General features: G+C 35.6%; 18 protein-coding genes. 6 read left to right on the top strand and 12 right to left on the bottom strand.

Annotated elements, in window-relative coordinates; genetic code table 11:
• Positions 1-35: 35 nt before the first annotated feature.
• From I8T81_RS07610 to I8T81_RS07600, 3 genes are all read right to left on the bottom strand, one after another.
• Complete coding sequence (locus I8T81_RS07610) at positions 36-743, bottom strand: fimbrial biogenesis chaperone (RefSeq protein WP_198072509.1); 708 nt, start codon at positions 741-743, stop codon at positions 36-38.
• A 91-nt stretch (positions 744-834) separates the two neighbouring features.
• Positions 835-1,365, bottom strand: coding sequence for a Csu type fimbrial protein (locus I8T81_RS07605; protein ID WP_198072508.1), 531 nt, complete (start codon positions 1,363-1,365; stop codon positions 835-837).
• A gap of 529 nt (positions 1,366-1,894) precedes the next feature.
• On the bottom strand, positions 1,895-2,326 hold the full coding sequence (locus I8T81_RS07600; RefSeq protein WP_198072507.1) for a hypothetical protein: 432 nt from the start codon (positions 2,324-2,326) through the stop codon (positions 1,895-1,897).
• A 539-nt stretch (positions 2,327-2,865) separates the two neighbouring features.
• Between I8T81_RS07600 and I8T81_RS07595 the strand changes: the two genes are divergently transcribed.
• From I8T81_RS07595 to I8T81_RS07585, 3 genes are all read left to right on the top strand, one after another.
• Positions 2,866-4,539 (top strand): FMN-binding glutamate synthase family protein, encoded by a 1,674-nt coding sequence (locus I8T81_RS07595; RefSeq protein WP_198072506.1) that lies wholly within the window; start codon positions 2,866-2,868, stop codon positions 4,537-4,539.
• Positions 4,540-4,748: 209 nt separating this feature from the next.
• Entirely contained in the window at positions 4,749-5,804 is a 1,056-nt protein-coding gene (locus tag I8T81_RS07590) for a linear amide C-N hydrolase (RefSeq protein WP_004701100.1), read from the top strand.
• Between the two features lie 61 nt (positions 5,805-5,865).
• Complete coding sequence (locus I8T81_RS07585; RefSeq protein ID WP_077163460.1) at positions 5,866-6,369, top strand: hypothetical protein; 504 nt, start codon at positions 5,866-5,868, stop codon at positions 6,367-6,369.
• 59 nt (positions 6,370-6,428) lie between these two features.
• Here I8T81_RS07585 and I8T81_RS07580 read toward each other — a convergent pair whose 3' ends face one another.
• From I8T81_RS07580 to I8T81_RS07560, 5 genes are all read right to left on the bottom strand, one after another.
• A complete protein-coding gene (locus tag I8T81_RS07580) occupies positions 6,429-7,457 on the bottom strand; it encodes an alpha/beta hydrolase (protein ID WP_198072505.1) in 1,029 nt (342 codons plus the stop codon).
• Complete coding sequence (locus I8T81_RS07575) at positions 7,457-8,587, bottom strand: YdcF family protein (RefSeq protein WP_198072504.1); 1,131 nt, start codon at positions 8,585-8,587, stop codon at positions 7,457-7,459. Before I8T81_RS07575 ends, I8T81_RS07580 begins: the two co-directional genes overlap by 1 nt.
• Positions 8,588-8,591: 4 nt before the next feature.
• Positions 8,592-9,626: a UDP-N-acetylmuramate dehydrogenase gene (murB, locus tag I8T81_RS07570; RefSeq protein ID WP_077163374.1), complete on the bottom strand. Its 1,035-nt coding sequence runs from the start codon at positions 9,624-9,626 to the stop codon at positions 8,592-8,594.
• A 19-nt stretch (positions 9,627-9,645) separates the two neighbouring features.
• Positions 9,646-10,149: a low molecular weight protein-tyrosine-phosphatase gene (locus I8T81_RS07565; protein WP_004701092.1), complete on the bottom strand. Its 504-nt coding sequence runs from the start codon at positions 10,147-10,149 to the stop codon at positions 9,646-9,648.
• Between the two features lie 301 nt (positions 10,150-10,450).
• On the bottom strand, positions 10,451-10,678 hold the full coding sequence (locus I8T81_RS07560) for a tautomerase family protein (protein WP_077163375.1): 228 nt from the start codon (positions 10,676-10,678) through the stop codon (positions 10,451-10,453).
• A gap of 62 nt (positions 10,679-10,740) precedes the next feature.
• On the opposite strand from I8T81_RS07560, the gene I8T81_RS07555 reads away from it, so the two are divergent.
• Entirely contained in the window at positions 10,741-11,208 is a 468-nt protein-coding gene (locus I8T81_RS07555; protein WP_077166164.1) for a winged helix-turn-helix transcriptional regulator, read from the top strand.
• Between the two features lie 260 nt (positions 11,209-11,468).
• On the opposite strand, the gene I8T81_RS07550 is transcribed toward I8T81_RS07555, so the two are convergent.
• The 3 genes from I8T81_RS07550 to I8T81_RS07545 all read right to left on the bottom strand — a co-directional run bounded on the left by I8T81_RS07550 (position 11,469) and on the right by I8T81_RS07545 (position 13,234).
• On the bottom strand, positions 11,469-12,011 hold the full coding sequence (locus tag I8T81_RS07550) for a cysteine hydrolase family protein (protein WP_151819617.1): 543 nt from the start codon (positions 12,009-12,011) through the stop codon (positions 11,469-11,471).
• Between the two features lie 232 nt (positions 12,012-12,243).
• A complete protein-coding gene (locus tag I8T81_RS18890) occupies positions 12,244-12,474 on the bottom strand; it encodes a hypothetical protein (protein ID WP_031944961.1) in 231 nt (76 codons plus the stop codon).
• A 400-nt stretch (positions 12,475-12,874) separates the two neighbouring features.
• Positions 12,875-13,234, bottom strand: coding sequence for a YcgJ family protein (locus I8T81_RS07545; RefSeq protein WP_191106203.1), 360 nt, complete (start codon positions 13,232-13,234; stop codon positions 12,875-12,877).
• A 302-nt stretch (positions 13,235-13,536) separates the two neighbouring features.
• Between I8T81_RS07545 and I8T81_RS07540 the strand changes: the two genes are divergently transcribed.
• Together I8T81_RS07540 and I8T81_RS07535 are read left to right on the top strand one after the other, a co-directional pair.
• Positions 13,537-14,694 (top strand): iron-containing alcohol dehydrogenase, encoded by a 1,158-nt coding sequence (locus tag I8T81_RS07540; RefSeq protein ID WP_198072503.1) that lies wholly within the window; start codon positions 13,537-13,539, stop codon positions 14,692-14,694.
• A complete protein-coding gene (locus tag I8T81_RS07535) occupies positions 14,694-15,128 on the top strand; it encodes an acyl-CoA thioesterase (protein ID WP_198072502.1) in 435 nt (144 codons plus the stop codon). The genes I8T81_RS07540 and I8T81_RS07535 overlap by 1 nt, the downstream gene beginning before the upstream one ends.
• A gap of 48 nt (positions 15,129-15,176) precedes the next feature.
• Here I8T81_RS07535 and I8T81_RS07530 read toward each other — a convergent pair whose 3' ends face one another.
• Positions 15,177-17,405 (bottom strand): phosphocholine-specific phospholipase C, encoded by a 2,229-nt coding sequence (locus tag I8T81_RS07530; protein ID WP_198072501.1) that lies wholly within the window; start codon positions 17,403-17,405, stop codon positions 15,177-15,179.
• Positions 17,406-17,601: the final 196 nt, after the last annotated feature.

Below are 17,601 nucleotides of genomic sequence, written 5' to 3'. Positions count from 1 at the left end.
ACAAAGCACTTACGAGATATTTCATATGTGCCTCGTTAAAGAGATGCTGGCTTACCGTTAATATTCAATGAAATATTATATTTATGATCAGCTTGGAATTTAAAATCCGGGCTAATATTAAAGTTTCTTGACTTTCCGGAAAGAATATAACCATTTACAGTATTTACTTTAATCGGGTAACTTTTATTAGAAGTAGTATCCACAAGCGTTAAATTATTTAAAAGCGCGTGGCGATTGCCAACATTACTAATAGTAAGATAAGCACTACTTTGTTCTTGCTGTATTGACCAACTCAGTTTTGTAATCGCATCTTTATTCACTACAAAGACAGGTAATGATGAGCGAAGTAATACATTTACACCTTGAGATGCTTTACGACTATCAATAGGCTTTGGTAATTCATCAAGAATAATACGATAAGTTTTTTCACCAGAAATTGGTTCTGGCTTAATGCGGACTACACGTAAATTATAAGAATCATTCGGTTTTAATTTTAAGAAAGGTGGACTAATTGCAATATCATCTGTTGGAATTAATTGATCTTGTCCAGCATTCTGAGTCCATTCAAATATACGTATTTGTAGGTCAGCACTTTCGTTCGACTGGTTATATAAACTAATTGAGGACGCAGATTGATCACTCAATATTTCAACACTCACAGGAGAAAGACGTATTGAGGCAGCATTTAACACACTAGGCAAAAATAACAATAAACTTGTAGCAACAAAGATATTTTTTTTCATAACTTGCCCAGAATTACTTTTCTCAAATTAAGCTAGAGCTAGCTCTTACAAAAGAGCTAGCGACAACAATGAACAGAACTTATTTAAAAAATTAATAAGTCACAGTCACAGTTACTGTGTCAACATAGCTACCAGCGCTTGGCAAAGCTGAACCAGCAGGGATACGGCCATATACGTTCACTGTTTGTACTGCACCAGTGCCTGTACCGCTATAAGCTGTTGTTGCAATACCAATCGCTGTTGCACGGTTAGTATCAGAGAAAAGGTTATAAGGAATATATTCGTTACTTGTTGCTCCACCAATCATACGGCGTTGAGTAGTCTGAGCATTTTTACCTGCGTCAAACGCCAAAGTCCATGGCACAGTGTTGTTACAAAGGACTTTAATTGCAGTACCACCTGTAGTAGTCGTGTCTGCATCTACATTGCTCGCAAGAGAACTTAAAGTACCGAAGTCTAAGATTGCATTTGCAGTTGTGCCTGTAGCTGAAGTATTAAGTACACAGCTATTCGTAATCGTGGCTTTAACAGTTAATGTACCAGTAGCCGTTGCAGCATTTGCAGCGGTGATAGACATTAAACCCATAGCAATTGCAGATAAACCGATGAGAGATTTTTTCATGATTGAAAACCTTTTTACATTACGCCAATAAGAATTAATAGATGTAAAAACTAGCCTTCCCCAATCCAATCACTAGCTTCTTTGACTGTTTTTTCAAAGCGTCTTTTTTTTTACTCTACTGTGCGCGCATCATACAAAAAAACAACAAAAATATAGCTATTCATTTCATTTTAAATATCTATTAACAAGTCAAATTTCGATGGATTTCTCAATTATGAGTATTTGTATGGTATGTACCACTTTTTAAAGAAATTTCCGGTAATTTTATTCAATTTTTTATTAGTTTTATTAAAAAATCACAAAAAATTCATTAGTTAAATTTTACCATCATTTTTTATATTTTATTATTTTCAGAACTAATATTAGATTAAAAGATTAAAAAATAGGCATTTTTTTAATTCTATATATTTTAAATGAATAAGAAATTAAAATTTAATGAATAAGAATTCTAAGAGTTTTGAATATGCTTTGATTGATTTCCTTAACTTTAGAACAAGATAATATTATTGATAAAGAAAGACATACTTGCTTAAGTATTCCTAAATACCAAATGAAAAATAAAACCCAACACCCCACCTACCAGCGCAAAGCTAAGTTGAACATAAGCCTTTCCGTACCAAGCCAACTTATTAAATGGATAATTTTCACTATATTCATCAATGATCAAAATATTTTTTATGTCCCAAGTATGAAATCCTTTAGGTCTTACAGCAAAAAAATCAAGAATAGGTGTGAAGCCTAAAATAAATAAAATACCTAATAAGGGATAGACAATACTTCCTGGAAAAATAGGTTTCTTTTTTTGTTCCATAGCATCAAAAATGATAGCAACTGCAACTAGACAAGATTCAACTAAAGCAACTTTCTTAAAAGTTTCAAAATCATAACCTAGATAAAACATTAAAACTAATAAAAATACATCAGTAAAAAAAACAGAAATTGTTAATAATTTCCAGCTCATTCCAATTCCCTACTTAATTTTTAGAGTGCTATATAGTTGTAATAAGATCGGTCTAAAATACTATATCAATCTACAAATATTACCAAAAAACAAATCTAAAAAATATCAGATCAACAAGTCAAAATTTACACTTACGATCAAATTACAAGCAAACAAGGCTCTAAGAGCCTAGCTAAATATTTAAGAAAACAGCAATAAACATAAAAAAATAATTTTTTATAACATTAAAGCTCTGGTTAAAAAATTATTTCTGTAATTATTCACATATTTAAAATCAATAAACGCTCATATTAAAAGTATAATATATAAATATTATTAGACTTATTCCTAATCTAAAACTTAATAATATCTAAAATATCCAAATTTAAAAAAATGAGTAAATAGCGCTCTGGGCATATAAGAATACTAAACTTTTTAATCTTAAGCATCATCGACTACTTTTGACCTCCACCTCATTGAAACTAACAATTCCATACTTGTAGTTTAAGTTGCTTCTTGGCAAGGTATCTACCAGTAAAACATTAGGAATTTGTTCACATATGGCGAGTCCAGCACAAATTATTCGACATAAATTTCTCAATACATTTTTTTCACGCCATTCTATCTGGTTCTTATGTATTTTTACTGTACTTAGTATCACTTGGTTCAGAACTGTATATACCCCACATAGTATCTATTATTTTATTTCTGATACTTTACTCAACGGATTATGGGTGCTTACAGGTGTATTAAGTCTAGTAGGCTTATATGATGTATTACAGAATAGGCACTCTATCTTAAGAAATTACCCGATCATGGGCCATTTTCGTTTTCTATTTGAAGACATACGTCCTGAAATTCGCCAATATTTCATTGAAGCCGATCAAGATGCACTACCCTTCTCGCGCATGCAAAGAAGTTTAGTTTATCAACGTGCTAAAAATGAAAATGCAGATAAACCTTTTGGTTCAATTATTAACGTATATCAAGAAGATTACCGATTTATTGTTCATTCAATTAGCCCATGTCCACCGGCAGACCCAAAGAGCTTTCGGATTCAAATTGGTAATAGCCAATGCCTTCAACCTTATAGCGCTTCTATTATGAATATTTCTGCGATGAGTTTCGGTAGTTTAAGCGCAAATGCAATACGCGCATTAAACAAAGGAGCACAATTAGGCGGGTTTTATCACGATACAGGTGAAGGTAGCCTCAGTCCTTATCATTTAGAAAATGGTGGTGATATTGTTTGGCAAATTGCCAGTGGCTATTTTGGTTGCCGTACTTTAGATGGAAAGTTCGACGAGCAAAAATTTGCTAAACAATCTCAATTACCACAAATCAAGATGATTGAGTTAAAACTTTCACAGGGTGCTAAACCAGGTCATGGCGGCATTTTACCTAAGCATAAAATTACTGCTGAAATTGCCGAAATTCGTGGTGTTTCTCGTGATCATGACTGTATTTCACCAGCAAAACATTCTAGCTTCTCCACACCAATTGAAATGATGCACTTTTTGCAAAAGTTACGCACTTTATCTGGCGGAAAACCTGTTGGTTTTAAACTGTGTATTGGGCAACCTTGGCAATTTATGAGCATTGTGAAAGCAATGCTTGAAACAAAAATTGTTCCTGATTTTATTGTAGTAGATGGTTCTGAAGGTGGAACTGGTGCAGCGCCAATTGAGTTTAGTGATTATATTGGAACACCGTTACGTGAAGGCCTACGTTTTGTACATAATACACTTGTAGGTGCTGGGTTAAGAGACCAAGTTAAAATTGGTGCAAGTGGTAAAATTATTAGTGCATTTGATATTGCTAGCACATTTGCACTAGGTGCAGATTGGGTCAATTCAGCACGAGGATTCATGTTCGCAGTTGGATGTATTCAAGCTCAAAGTTGCCATACGAATCAGTGCCCTGTAGGCGTAGCAACCCAAGATAAAGATCGCCAAAAAGCCTTACATGTACCCACTAAAGCAGAACGTGTATTTAATTTTCATAAAAATACATTACATGCTTTATCTGAAATGATTGCTGCTGCTGGCTTACGCCATCCTTCGGATATTAAAGCCCATCATTTAGCACAACGTGTAAATGACCGTGAAATTAAGAATTATGCTCAATTGCACTTTTTCTTAAAAGATGGAGAGCTTTTGCAATCTGAACTTAATAATGATGGTGATAATTTTTATTACCGAATGTGGAATATGGCTGATGCCAATCATTTTTAATTTATATTAACTTGATAATTTGAGCATCATAGTTAAGTGTGATGCTCTTTTCTATTTTAAACTTATATGTGATTTCTACTTAAATTAGTTTCTTATTTTAGTTTGTATTTAATGTATTTTTCACCTACTATTAAAGTATAAATAATATACATGCTTTAATTTTATTAAATAAATATCCTCAAATTGTTATAACAAGAAGGTGTATTCTCATGTTAAAGAAAACATTCATTTCATCTTTTGTCGCATTGGCTGTAGGGTTAAGTAGCTATGCAGTTGCTTGTACACGCGCAGTTTATTTAGGCAATAATCAACATGTTATTACTGCCCGCTCGATGGACTGGAAGGTTGATACGGGTACGAATTTATGGATTTTGCCAAGTGGTGTTGCCCGCGATGGAAGTGCAGGATCTAAATCAATAAAATGGACTTCTAAATATGGCAGCGTTATTGCAACCGGTTACGAAGTCTCTACAACTGATGGAATGAATGAGGCTGGTTTAGTTGCAAATGTCTTATGGCTAGTTGAATCTCAATATCCTGACGTAAAAAAATCAAATAAACCACTGTTAAGTATTGCCGCTTGGGCACAATATGTTCTTGATAATTTCGCAACCGTAGATGAGGCTGTGAAAGCGCTTGAGAAAGAACCTTATACAATTGTGACAGATAGCGTTCCAGGTGAAACGAGATTAACGACACTACATTTATCTATTTCAGATAAAACGGGTGATAGCGCAATTATTGAATACATTGGTGGTAAGCAAGTTATTCACCACAGCCGAAGTTATCAAATCATGACTAACTCACCTACTTTTGATAAACAATTGGCATTGGCAGAATATTGGAAACAAATTGGTGGTACCGTTATGCTTCCTGGTACAAACCGAGCTTCTGACCGTTTTGCTCGCGCTTCATTCTATATCAATGCAATTCCTAAAAATGATGATATGAAACAAGCGCAGGCTTCTGTATTTAGCGTAATTCGTAATGCATCGGTTCCATACGGTTTAAACACACAAGAAGAGCCTAATATTTCATCGACTCGCTGGAGAACTGTTGCAGACCATAAACAGATGCTTTATTTTTTTGAGTCAGCCTTATCACCAAATGTATTTTGGGTTGACTTAAAGAAAATAAATTTTAAAGATGGTAAAACGCGAAGACTTGATCTTGGACCTGAGCAGAGCCATATCTATGCAGGTGACGCGACATCTGAATTTAAAGTTACGAAACCATTTGCTTTTTTAAGTCCAAAAACTCTTTAATGAGGGGTAAAATTTATCATCTTTAAGATAAATAATATTAAACGTGCTTTCTTGGAATTACATTATGAAAAAAGCCCTATTTTTATTAGGTACTTGTTTACTTACAGCAGCTTGTAGCACAACCTCGTATAAGTCTAATACCACGACAGCAACATCTGAGCTAAAAACAGCTGGTCAGCTTAATTGCTTACCTACAGAACTTTGTCCAAGCTTACTGGTTAAATGGAATGAAAAACAGAAAAATCAAGTTCGTGTAGATGTTCATTTAAGTAGTAGTTATAACTTCTATGATATTAATTCGTTAGTATTTGATATCGATGGAAAGCAGTTTAGTTATAAACCAGCTCAAGCTACTGAGAAAACGAATGTTAGTCGACTTGTTCCTAAGCACTCGACGACATACTTTATTATTCCAAGTCAATTCTTACAGGAATTTAAAAATGCTCAAAACATTAATGTTCTAGTTAAAACTGACAAAGGTATTATTGAGCGCAATATGTATTCTCCGCAGAAACAATCTTCGGTCTATAAAAACTTCGTTGAGCTTTATCAGAGTTTAAAATAATCATCTGATTTAATTAACTGATGCACTCAATCTATTGGCTAGATTGAGTGCATTACTTTTTAATAATAAAAATACTTTGGCTTTGCATGTAAAAAGGCTGGAATCAAACCTGTTAAAGCTGCACGTATATCTGCACGCTCATTAATTAATTGATGAGACCCCTCTTCAAGCATTAATAAGGTTTGAAGCCTAAACTTACGGCGAATAAACTCAATGTTATAACGCCAATCTACTGTTTGATCTAATGCACCTTGCGCTAACCAGACAGGAATACGACAAGCAGGTCGTTCTTCCATTTCCTGCATCCATTTCGACATTGCCAAAATCCAGTCCATCCCCATCATGCGTGGCTGCAATGGGTCTTTTAAACGAATAAAACGTAAAAATTCAGGATTATGATTATTACGTCTAAAGTGTCTTGGTACTTGGCGTTTAATACGACGAATAATGCCAAGTCCCACTGGATTATGCCACCATGCTGTTTTAGCTGGGCGAATTAAAGGTGAAAGTAATAAAACTCTATCAACAATTGGATCTTGGCGTTTTTCTGCATACTCAAGCAAATGATGCATCCAAATTGCACCACCCGTACTTTGACCTATCCCTACCCAAGGCTTAGGTAACTGATCTGCGTGTTTAACATATCGATAAACAGCCATCAGAACTTGTTGGTAATGATCAAAATTTTGAATACTTGCTGGTGAACCATTACTTAAACCATGACCAGGTAAGTCATAGGTAATTACACTAAAACCCTGTTCAAGTATTTCACGAATAATCGGCTGATATATTCCACTATGTTCAAGATAACCATGTAATAAACAGACAGTTCCTTGTACTTTGTCTAATTTAGGCTTAAAAACTTGAACATGTAGACGGAATAAAGGCATTTGGACATAGCCTTGCCAGTGATCACAGTCAAGTAAATGTAAACCGTATAATTTTCGATATGCTAAAAGTTCACGAGAAGGTTCTTCTAATGTATTTAAATTAAGAGGACTTAAAACTTGCGGAGTGAGATCACGGTTAGGCACCGGTAAATCTAATTGTTTTAATACGGCTGGATTGAGAAATGGGATCTCAGACATTAAGGCACCTCTCGACAATCACTTGAACCAAATAGCATGTCACGAATTGTCGCAAGTAATTCATAATTTGCACGACGACTATGATCGTAGTTTTGTACACTCGGTTGCCAACGTGTAAGTGCTGTTGGCATTGGGGCAATAACAGGAATCGTTTCGATACCATTCAAAGCAAATAAGCGACGTGTACGCGGCATATGATATTCATCTGTGACTAACATTACCGTAGGAGCACCACCTTTCTTTTGAAGCAGTAACGAACTAAAACGAGTATTTTCACAAGTATTCATACTTTTTTGTTCTAATAACTTTGCATCGACCCCACGCTTTTTTAGCCATGCCTGCATATAAGGTGCCTCAACACCACTCAACACAATCGGTAGGTCATTTTGTTGCTCAACTTCTAACGTTTTTTCCAGTCTTAAACGTGTATAATTATTAACTACAATGTCTTTGCCATTTTTATCTAAAGTTAAACCACCACCTAACACCACAATTGCGTAAGGTTCTGACAGTTTTTTGGGCTGAGGTTGAAGTGGATTTTTACTGACATCTTCAACTTTCTGCTCAGGCTCGCTTACCGCTTTTTGATGCTCGGGTAATACAGGTTTTCTTGCCAAAAACTCTGTGTATTGTTCTGTAAGCGCTTTATTTTCTGAGCTGTTAATAAAAAGTGCTTCATCAATAGGACCACTTGTTTCATCAGCTGCATCTATTTCTGAGTTTTTAGCAACTACAGGAACACTTACAGCTGAAGTTTCTTGCTCTTCTTCCATTTCTTGTTCTTTTTCTTCTAAAAGAATAATTTGCTGCAAAGCTTTATAGTTTTCTTGTATGTAGCCCAAATCTGCTGCTTTTTTCTCACGTAAAGCATCTTCGGTCAACTTTAAATAAGCTTGACGAGCAATCCATAAATTTGAACCTGGCTCTAAGTTATCATGTTCACTTAAGGCAGCTTTTCTCTGGCTTTCCGCAGCCACTTCATTCACATCTACAGGCACAAAATAGTTAAGCCCAGCTACAATAAGTTTTGAATAAAATGGTGAATATAAAAAAACTACGAAACAGCCTAATAGTACAAATAGCACAGTGACTACTTGTACAAAACGTACCATTAAATGTACTTTTGGCATAAAACTATTCCGTATGATTTTCAATTAAACCTAAACTGTTATAAAGCACAGGTTCTGGTTCTAACATAACATGGAAATGCTGATCAACATCATGCTGTACAGCCTGATAAGTTTTCTTCACATCAGCAAGAGATGCATTGGCATAATTCACCAAAACCAATGCTTGTTTGTGAAACATACCCACCACACCCAACTGCTTACCTTTCCAACCTGCTTGATCAATTAACCAACCAGCTGCAATTTTAACGTTACCGTTAGCTTGAGGATAATGTGGAATTGTTGAAAATTGTGTGATTAAACGTTCAAATTCTTGCTCATTTACTATTGGGTTTTTAAAGAAACTTCCTACATTTGGATATTCTTTAGGATCAGGAAGTTTACTTTGTCGAATGTTAATAACCTGATTTTGTAAATTTTCAGCAGTTAGATTGTCTCCAACTGCCTGCTTTAAATCACCATAATTTAACTTTAAATGAGGCTGCTTAGGTAATTTAAAGGTGACATGCGTAATGATGTAGCGTGTCGGATCATCTTTAAAAATGCTATGTCTATAAGAAAAATGACAGTCTGCTGCTAAAATTGATTTGATCTCTTTAAACTGTCGGTCATAGACTTGCACTGACTCAATGAACTCACCAACTTCAACGCCATAAGCACCAATGTTTTGTACTGGTGAAGCACCAACCAATCCTGGAATAAGTGCTAAATTTTGCAGGCCATACCAGTTCTGCTTAGTACTATATAAAACAAAATCGTGCCAAACCTGCCCTGCACCTACTTTAACTTGAACAAAATCCTGATTTTCAGATAAAACTTCTATACCTTGAATATCAAGATGTATAACTAGCGCATTAATCTGCTGCGGCAACAACATATTACTACCGCCAGACAAAACAAGTACGTTTAACTCATGCTGTTTAGCAAAATCCAAAGCAGCTTTAATATCTTCGATAGAGGTGATTTTAGTGTAATGAGATGCTGTCACATCTAAACTTAAAGTGTTGAATGGCTTAAGCTGTACTTGATTTTGAATTTGCATTGTATTGAAAAACCTATTCCTAAACATTCAACTGTTTTTTTAAGATATTAACCCACGCTAAAGTACTTGATTCACATTGGTCAAGTACACGCTCAAAGCCTTCCTCACCACCATAATAAGGATCAGGCAAAGCTTGTTTTGGATATTGCGGATCATGCTCACTCATTAATGCAATTTTTGCTCGAATTTGATGACTGCCAAATTGAAATATAGCGTTTTGTAGCAAATCATGAATATCTTCAAAATTTTGATGATCCATTGCCAAAATCAAATCAAAATCTAAAAAATCTCGAGTTGAAAGTTGTCTAGCACGTAAAGACGACAAATCATAGCCTCTTTTTTTAGCATGCATTTGGCTACGCTGATCAGGTGCTTTATTTGGATGATAATTACTCGTTCCAGCCGAATCGACGATTACATTGAGTTGATGCTTATCACAATAATGTCTGAAAACCACTTCAGCGGTGGGTGAGCGGCAAATATTTCCTAAACAGACACATAAAACCTTATATTGTGTTTCCATTAGAAATTAGTTCCAAACATTTGAATTACATAAAAATAAATAGATTGCTTGCAAAGTTACTGCAAAATTCCCACAAGCTACAAATCTGGCCAAGTCTTTCTTGACCCTAATTGCCTGTTGCATTTTGTCAAAACTCAGTTGGGTTGAAAAGGAAAATAATGTTTATCAATACATTAAAAGTTGATAAATCAGGCGATAAACTCGCTAAACTTTTATTTTGAATTTAATTAGAGATAGCAATCATATTTTGAATAAAATCATATTCAATTATAAAAGCCCTACTCATAGGGCTTTAGATAAATCATTTTTCTGAACTCATTAACTCGATCATTTCCTTCGTTGGCCTTAAGCTACCTAATTGCCACTGCTCAGGTGGATATTCATCAATACGAATCCAGACATGTTCCCGAAAAGCAGGATTACCTTTACCTTCTATTTCTACAAATAAGTCTGTTATGCGTTTAAAAAGTTCGGCCTTACTGTCTTTATCGAGTAAACCTTCTATAGTTTGTATATTTATAAATGGCATAATGCTACCTGAATTAACTCTATGTCTAAATTAAAGACTCATCCTAATTGGAGCCTCCCCTAATGTCAAATCAATTTATTCCAGAACATAAATTTCCCGTAGACGTCTGTGGGATATTCAAAATTACAGAAATATTGAATGACAGATGGACAATCTTATTATTAAGAGAAGCTTTCTATGGGGTAACGAAATTTAATGATTTTTTAGAAAATACAGGTATATCAAAGCAAGTTTTAACCGATCGCCTCAAACATCTTGTCCAATTAGAAATATTCGAACTATCAATTTATAAAGAAGTTGGCGTACGAGAGCGTAAAGAATATTTACTCACTAAAAAGGGTAAAAGCCTAAATATTGTTCTACTCGCGATGCTTGAGTCAGGTGGTAATTTTATTGAAGAAGGTAAAGATGTAGTCAAAGTTTTTGATAAAAGTACCGATGAAGAACTGAAATTAAAACTTGTTGATTCATCTAATCAAGTTATAGATTTGAATAATTTGGAACTTAAACTTATCCATTCTAAAAAATAAATTTCTACATCTTAAGTTCAGTGATACAAGTTCGAAAGCTATCATATTAAAAATAAAAAAAGCCTACTCTTTCAAGTAGGCTTCCCCTTATGACTTTTGCGCTGATCATTAAGGTTTATTGTTGTTTAAAGCAACCCCATGATCTTACAGAAATACTTAAAAATAAAAAAGACCTTTCGGGTTTACTAAATCATGCCCTTGTAAGACCATTCAACCACCTATCAGAGCACTTATCTTTATAATTTGATTTATAATTAAAACTAAGAGATGAGCTCTTCTGTAGTGTTTACCTTAGCAAAAGCATTCCTAAAAATCTGGTTGTGATGATCAATTATATATTGGGCACTTAAATATATTGAATCAAATGTAGTATGTGCATCAGAGGCTACCATTACTTTATATCCAGCCTCTGAGGCAGCTCTAATAGTCGTATCTATACAATATTCAGTTTTCATTCCAGTTACTATAATTTGTTTAATATCAAGTCTCTCTAACAGTTCTTTTAAGTCCGTATTCTTAAAGCTACTCGGATAAGTTTTCTCAATAACAAAATCTTTATCTGAATTAAAAGATAAGTCTGCTATTAGTTGAGTATTCGGACTATCTGGATCTAAGGGTGTATTTTTGTCGCCTACATGACGTACAAAAATAATGGGTCTGTTATTCAATCGGTGATGTTCTATCAGCTTAAGAATATTTGAAAGTATAAGTTGATGGTTACAAGGTTTCGACTCTGCATTGAATAGGCCATTTTGCATATCAATCACAAGTAAAGCTGATTTTGAGTTATGACTTTTATCCATAATCTTTCTCTCTAAAATACCAATAATGTGCAGAGAAAAATAAACCCAGCCATTATTGGCTGGGTTGGGGTATCTTATTAATTCGCTCTAATAAAAAATCACACGCAGCCTTTTCTGAAGGTCGTAGTGGTTGTATTGATTTTTTTTAGTAAACAGTTCATGAATTAAACTTGCTCATCACTAAAGCGCAAATAAACATAGCATAGTTTTTTTCTCAAAAAACAAAGCTTATTTACTTAATTGAATGTAAGTACTCATAGGCCCCTTTTTCATTACTCTCCAGCTTAATAACTGCATCCGTTTCGTCATTTAGTGTCAAATTAAATATTATCCCATTCTCATAAGAAATTTGATGGCCCATTCGGAACTCAGAATCAAGTGACTCAAAAATAATAAATTTTCCCTCGCTATTTGAAGCGATATAGTAAGTATTGTTCCGATGAACATATCTAATTGTATACATCAACATGTAAATCCCATCTCAAATCAATTATGCTTTTTCTTAAAAATAAAAAGACCCACTTTCACTTTTCATTAAAAAGTCCTAATGGAAAAGACGCTTAAACCTAAAATAAGAAGCAGTTACTTGATCATATTTCCTACTTAGTAACGTCTATACAACCTCAACACGAATTAAGATAAATAATTATTTAATTCAAACTATTAAAAAATGAACTCCTCCCTTTTACTTTCTAAAATCAATTATTTGGCTTTTTCCAACTTATACTATTAAATTGATATTACAGAAATACTTAATAATAAAAAACCCCACCATTAGTCGATAGTTAGCAGGGTACATGGTAAAAAAATTTGCTTTTAGCAGGTTATTTTAATTCAGAATTTTATATAATTTTTTAAAAAATTTATTTATTTTTAAATAACTTATCAGTCGTATTTCTATCAATTTTACTACGATGTCCATTTTCAAAGTATCGATCGACATGACATAGTTTTGTTTTGGTATCACAGAACACGCCATTTGAGAGTGTAAATGCTGAAGTATCAAAATCGCCTTGAGAGAAAGCCTTATTCGCCTTATAAGGACCTAAGTATTTAGTTGTAAGTTTTTTTGAGATACCTTTTTTGTCTGCGCATATGTATTTGTCACAAATTACACCCTTTTGAGGTGAAAATACACCAGAGTTGTTTTTTGCCATCGCTACTGAGCTAAGCATGAAGCAACTACATCCAATGATACTAAGTAAAATTTTAGAAATTTTCATTTTTAGAACCGAATAAAATTATTAATTGTTAAGGCATTATATAAATTAGAAGCTTGCCAGAAAATCTCTACCAGCCTATAAATAACAAAAAGCCCACCATTCAATCCCTTTTTAAATAACTTATGCATCATCTGCACATCCTTCTCGATCCCAACAGATAACAATAGTGTTTATGTCATCTAACACCCAACATAATTGCCCTAGAACTACTTTATTTTAAGGTGTCATGTGCTAAGTTATTTAAAGATTGAATCTTATAGAACCATTCGACAATAATTTTCAAAAATAAGGAAATAACGTATATGAGCCATTTTCAGTTTCAAACCGTTCCAAATATCATCTCTGGCTTAGGTTCTATACAAGAATTACAAAATGTTTTGTCTTCAAAAGCTTATTGTAAGTTATTGCTAGTTACCGATGCTGGCATGATCAAAAATCAATTACATCTACCCATTCTTCAAATTTTAGATACGCTCAATATTGAATATGACATTTATGCAGATGTTCAGGCTGACCCACCAGAACAAGTCGTTTTAGATGCAGCCAATTATGCAAAACAGCAAAATGTAGATGCCATTATTGGCTTTGGTGGTGGTAGTTCTTTAGATGTTGCAAAAGTAATCGCTTTACTCGCCCACCCCGACCAGACTCAAAGTTTGCAAGACATGTATGGCGTAAACCAAGTCACCACAACTCGCCTTCCGCTTATTTTAATTCCAACGACGGCGGGTACAGGTTCAGAAGTAACACCTATTTCAATTGTGACTACTGGAGAGACAACAAAAATGGGGATTGTCTCTCCAGTACTGTACGCCGACACTGCGATTCTTGATGCTATTTTTACTCAAAACCTTCCAGCGCATATTACTGCTGCAACAGGTATCGATGCGATGGTGCATGCCATTGAGGCATATACCTCTAAGCACAAGAAGAATATATACACCGATATTTTAGCTAAGAATGCTTTGAAGCTACTAAACCATAACTTACCGAAAGTTCTTAAAGATGGTAATGATTTAGAAGCACGTCAAAACATGCTTTTTGGTTCAATGCTCGCGGGGCAAGCATTTGCAAACTCGCCCGTTGCTGCGGTACATGCTTTAGCTTATCCACTGGGTGGACATTTTCATTTATCGCATGGACATACCAATGCCTTAGTTCTGGTTGAAGTTTTAAAATTTAATGCGCCGAATGCAAAAAAATACTATGCAGAGCTTATGCAATGGTTAGACCCATATAGCAATGGCAGCACTGATGGCTTGTGTGATCTGTTCATTGACCATATGCAGAACCACTTAGACCGTAGTGGCTTGACCTTAAAACTTAGAGATTTGGGTATTGATGAGTCGAGCTTACCTCGGCTTGCTCAAGATGCCATGTTGCAAACTCGCTTACTACAAAATAACCCACGAGACATGACAGAAGCCGCTGCTTTGGCAATTTATCAGGCAATTCATTAATGACTAAACCAGTTTTTAAAAATCGAGATCAATTTAAGTTCTTTTTAGACATTCAAACGCGTTGGGCAGATAACGACATCTATGGTCATGTGAATAATGTGACTTACTATAGTTACTTTGATACAGCAGCCAATGCTTTACTCATTCAAAAAACAGGTTTTGATATTCATGAAGCAAAATCAATTGGGTTAGTGGTTGATTCAGCTTGTAGCTTTTTACAAGAGTTATCATTTCCAGAAATTATTCAAGTAGGTGTTGCGATTGGTAAAATTGGTACGACTTCTCTACGTTATGAATTAGCGATCTTTAAACAAGGTCAAGATCAAGCCTCAGCTCAAGGACATTTTGTGCATGTGTTTGTAGATCGTGAAACGCGTAAGACTGTACCTATTTCTGAGTCAGTTCGTGAAGCTTTAAAAAGTTATTTATTATAAAAAATGGGGCAAAAAGAAAATGATCTGTTCTTTTTGCCCTCTTCAAACTTACATCATTGCGGGATCACTAAAAGAGTCTTCACCCGTTTCGACCCGACCAGCAAAACGTCGATAATAATATGGATCACTCTGATTAGTTACTTCAAAATCATACCAATGCCCAACATCAGCTAAGGCCCAATGTTGTTTAACCACTTGTCCTGCTTTTACGGTCACTTGTAATGGCGCATCTTGTCGATATGCACAAGGTTTTACTGTCAATATTGCATCCTTGGTTCCTTCATTCATGAGCTCTACGTATACATCACCATTGGCGATGTCATAGCACACTCGAATTTCAGGTTTAACGCCACTATCAACAATACGTTGAGTATCCCCTTTAAAGTGGCGATGGTAGCCATTTGGACCGAGTACCCATAAGTCGTAACGGCCTAAGTTATCTTTTAAAGCATCCCATTCATCATCTAAAGTTTTATTCGGCTCGACAATATAACGCTTTGGAATGCGGTCCAAGTTGAGCTTGTCATAAACATGAAAAACCACTGCTTGCGTACCTGTATTAGAGAATATTAACTGCACCTTACCATCTGCTTTAGCGCGCGCGCTGGTATGCAATTCGTAAGGTAGAGCACGCGACAAACGTATGCCACTTTGCTGAATCGGTAACTTAATATCCGTAGGTACAGGAACAGCTGGCAAAGCTTCTTGATTTTCTCTTAATGCATCTGCCTGCACACGTGTTTGTTTACCATCAAGCTGCGGTAAAGCATCTGCATTTGGTGTTTTAAAGTTAAATGCACTGGTCAAATCACCACACACTGCACGGCGGTACGCACTAATATTCGGCTCTTTTACACCGAAACGTTTTTCTAAAAACATGAGCACGGACGTATGGTCAAACACTTGCGAGTTTACCCAGCCACCACGACTCCATGGGGAAATCACATATAAAGGAACACGCGGGCCTGGACCATAAACACGACCATCAGGTATAGGCTGAGAATGGCTTCCTTCAGGCGCAGCATGATCAAAATATTCATCCTGCATATCGGCACTACTTAATGTTGATTTACCAGCATACTGACCATTTGCAAGTCGTGATGGAGCAGATGGTGATGGCATATGGTCAAAGTAACCATCATTTTCATCGAAGTTAATAAGCAGTGCTGTTTTACTCCAGACTTCTGGCACAGCAGTTAATGCATCAATAATTTCTTGAATAAACCAAGCACCTTGAACTGGGCTTGAAGGATCTGGATGTTCACAGTAAATTGATGGCGCATTAATCCAAGAGACTTGCGGTAATTTACCCTCACGAATGTCTCTTTTAAAAGCGTCAAGGTACTCTTCGGGTTTATTGCCTGGTAGTGTATTTGCAATGCCTTTATAGAGTGGATTTTTGGCATTATCAGTAGCCGCATCATAGGCTTTATACGGTAGTTTTTGGCCCGTATCGGCATACGGTTTATTCGGTTCGCCACCACTTGCAACTGGGTAGCCAGAAGCAATGTTTGCCTTTCTAAAGGAACGAAATGCTCCAAGCATATTATCGCCCCATTCATCTGGCATATTTTGATAACAAATCCAACTTACCCCTGCTTCTTCTAATCTTTCGGCATAGGTCTTCCATGTATAACCACGATCTGCCGTAGCGGGGTTACCATCAATCCAGTCCCATTCATTATTTACAAATGAACGCTTAGTCGGTGTTGCCCCATTGGTACCGGTTAAATGAAAAGATCGGTTCGCATCTGTTCCAGTGTGCATAGAGCAATGATAGGCATCACAAATCGTAAAGGCATTGGCAAGCGCAAACTGATATGGAATTTCTTTTTCTTTAAAGTAGCCCATGGATATATCAGTCTTATGAGTTGGCCAGTTCGCCATACGCCCATTATCCCATGCCAACTGACTATCGTTCCATGTATGCGGTGTGCCATCTGCACGCTGTGCATTGTTGGCTGTACCGTCTAAATGAAAAGGCGTTAGAACTTGCCCATTGCGTCTAAGCTGTTCCCAAACCTTACGACCATTTGGCAAAGGAATTGTAAAGCGGTCAGCAAAACCTCGAACGCCTTTTAACGTACCAAAGTAATGATCAAAAGATCGGTTTTCCTGCATTAAAATAATAACGTGCTCAATATCTTGAATAGTACCCGTTTTATTGTTTGCAGGAATTGCTAAAGCCTTTTGAATACTAGATGGAAAAGCTGCCAATGCCGCAGCACCAAAACCCATATTTAAAGAGTAATTTAAAAATTTACGACGTGTAATCATGATCAGGTTCTTTTTATTATTTAAGTTTAAGGAGCACAGCGCATTACAGGCTTTTTACCTGTCTCTGGTGTATTTGAATTATCATTTGATGAGTCGTTACAACCACTCAGCAGAATGGCGCCGATCAACAAAAAATAAGAATATTTAAAGGAAGGTGTTCCTGTGCATTGCCTTTTCATGACGATATATAGTCCAT

It is taken from the genome of Acinetobacter seifertii (genome assembly GCF_016064815.1).
In the GTDB taxonomy this organism is placed as follows: domain Bacteria; phylum Pseudomonadota; class Gammaproteobacteria; order Pseudomonadales; family Moraxellaceae; genus Acinetobacter; species Acinetobacter seifertii.
The sequence above is the reverse complement of the archived record's forward strand: the minus strand, read 5'-3'. Positions and strand labels throughout refer to the sequence as shown.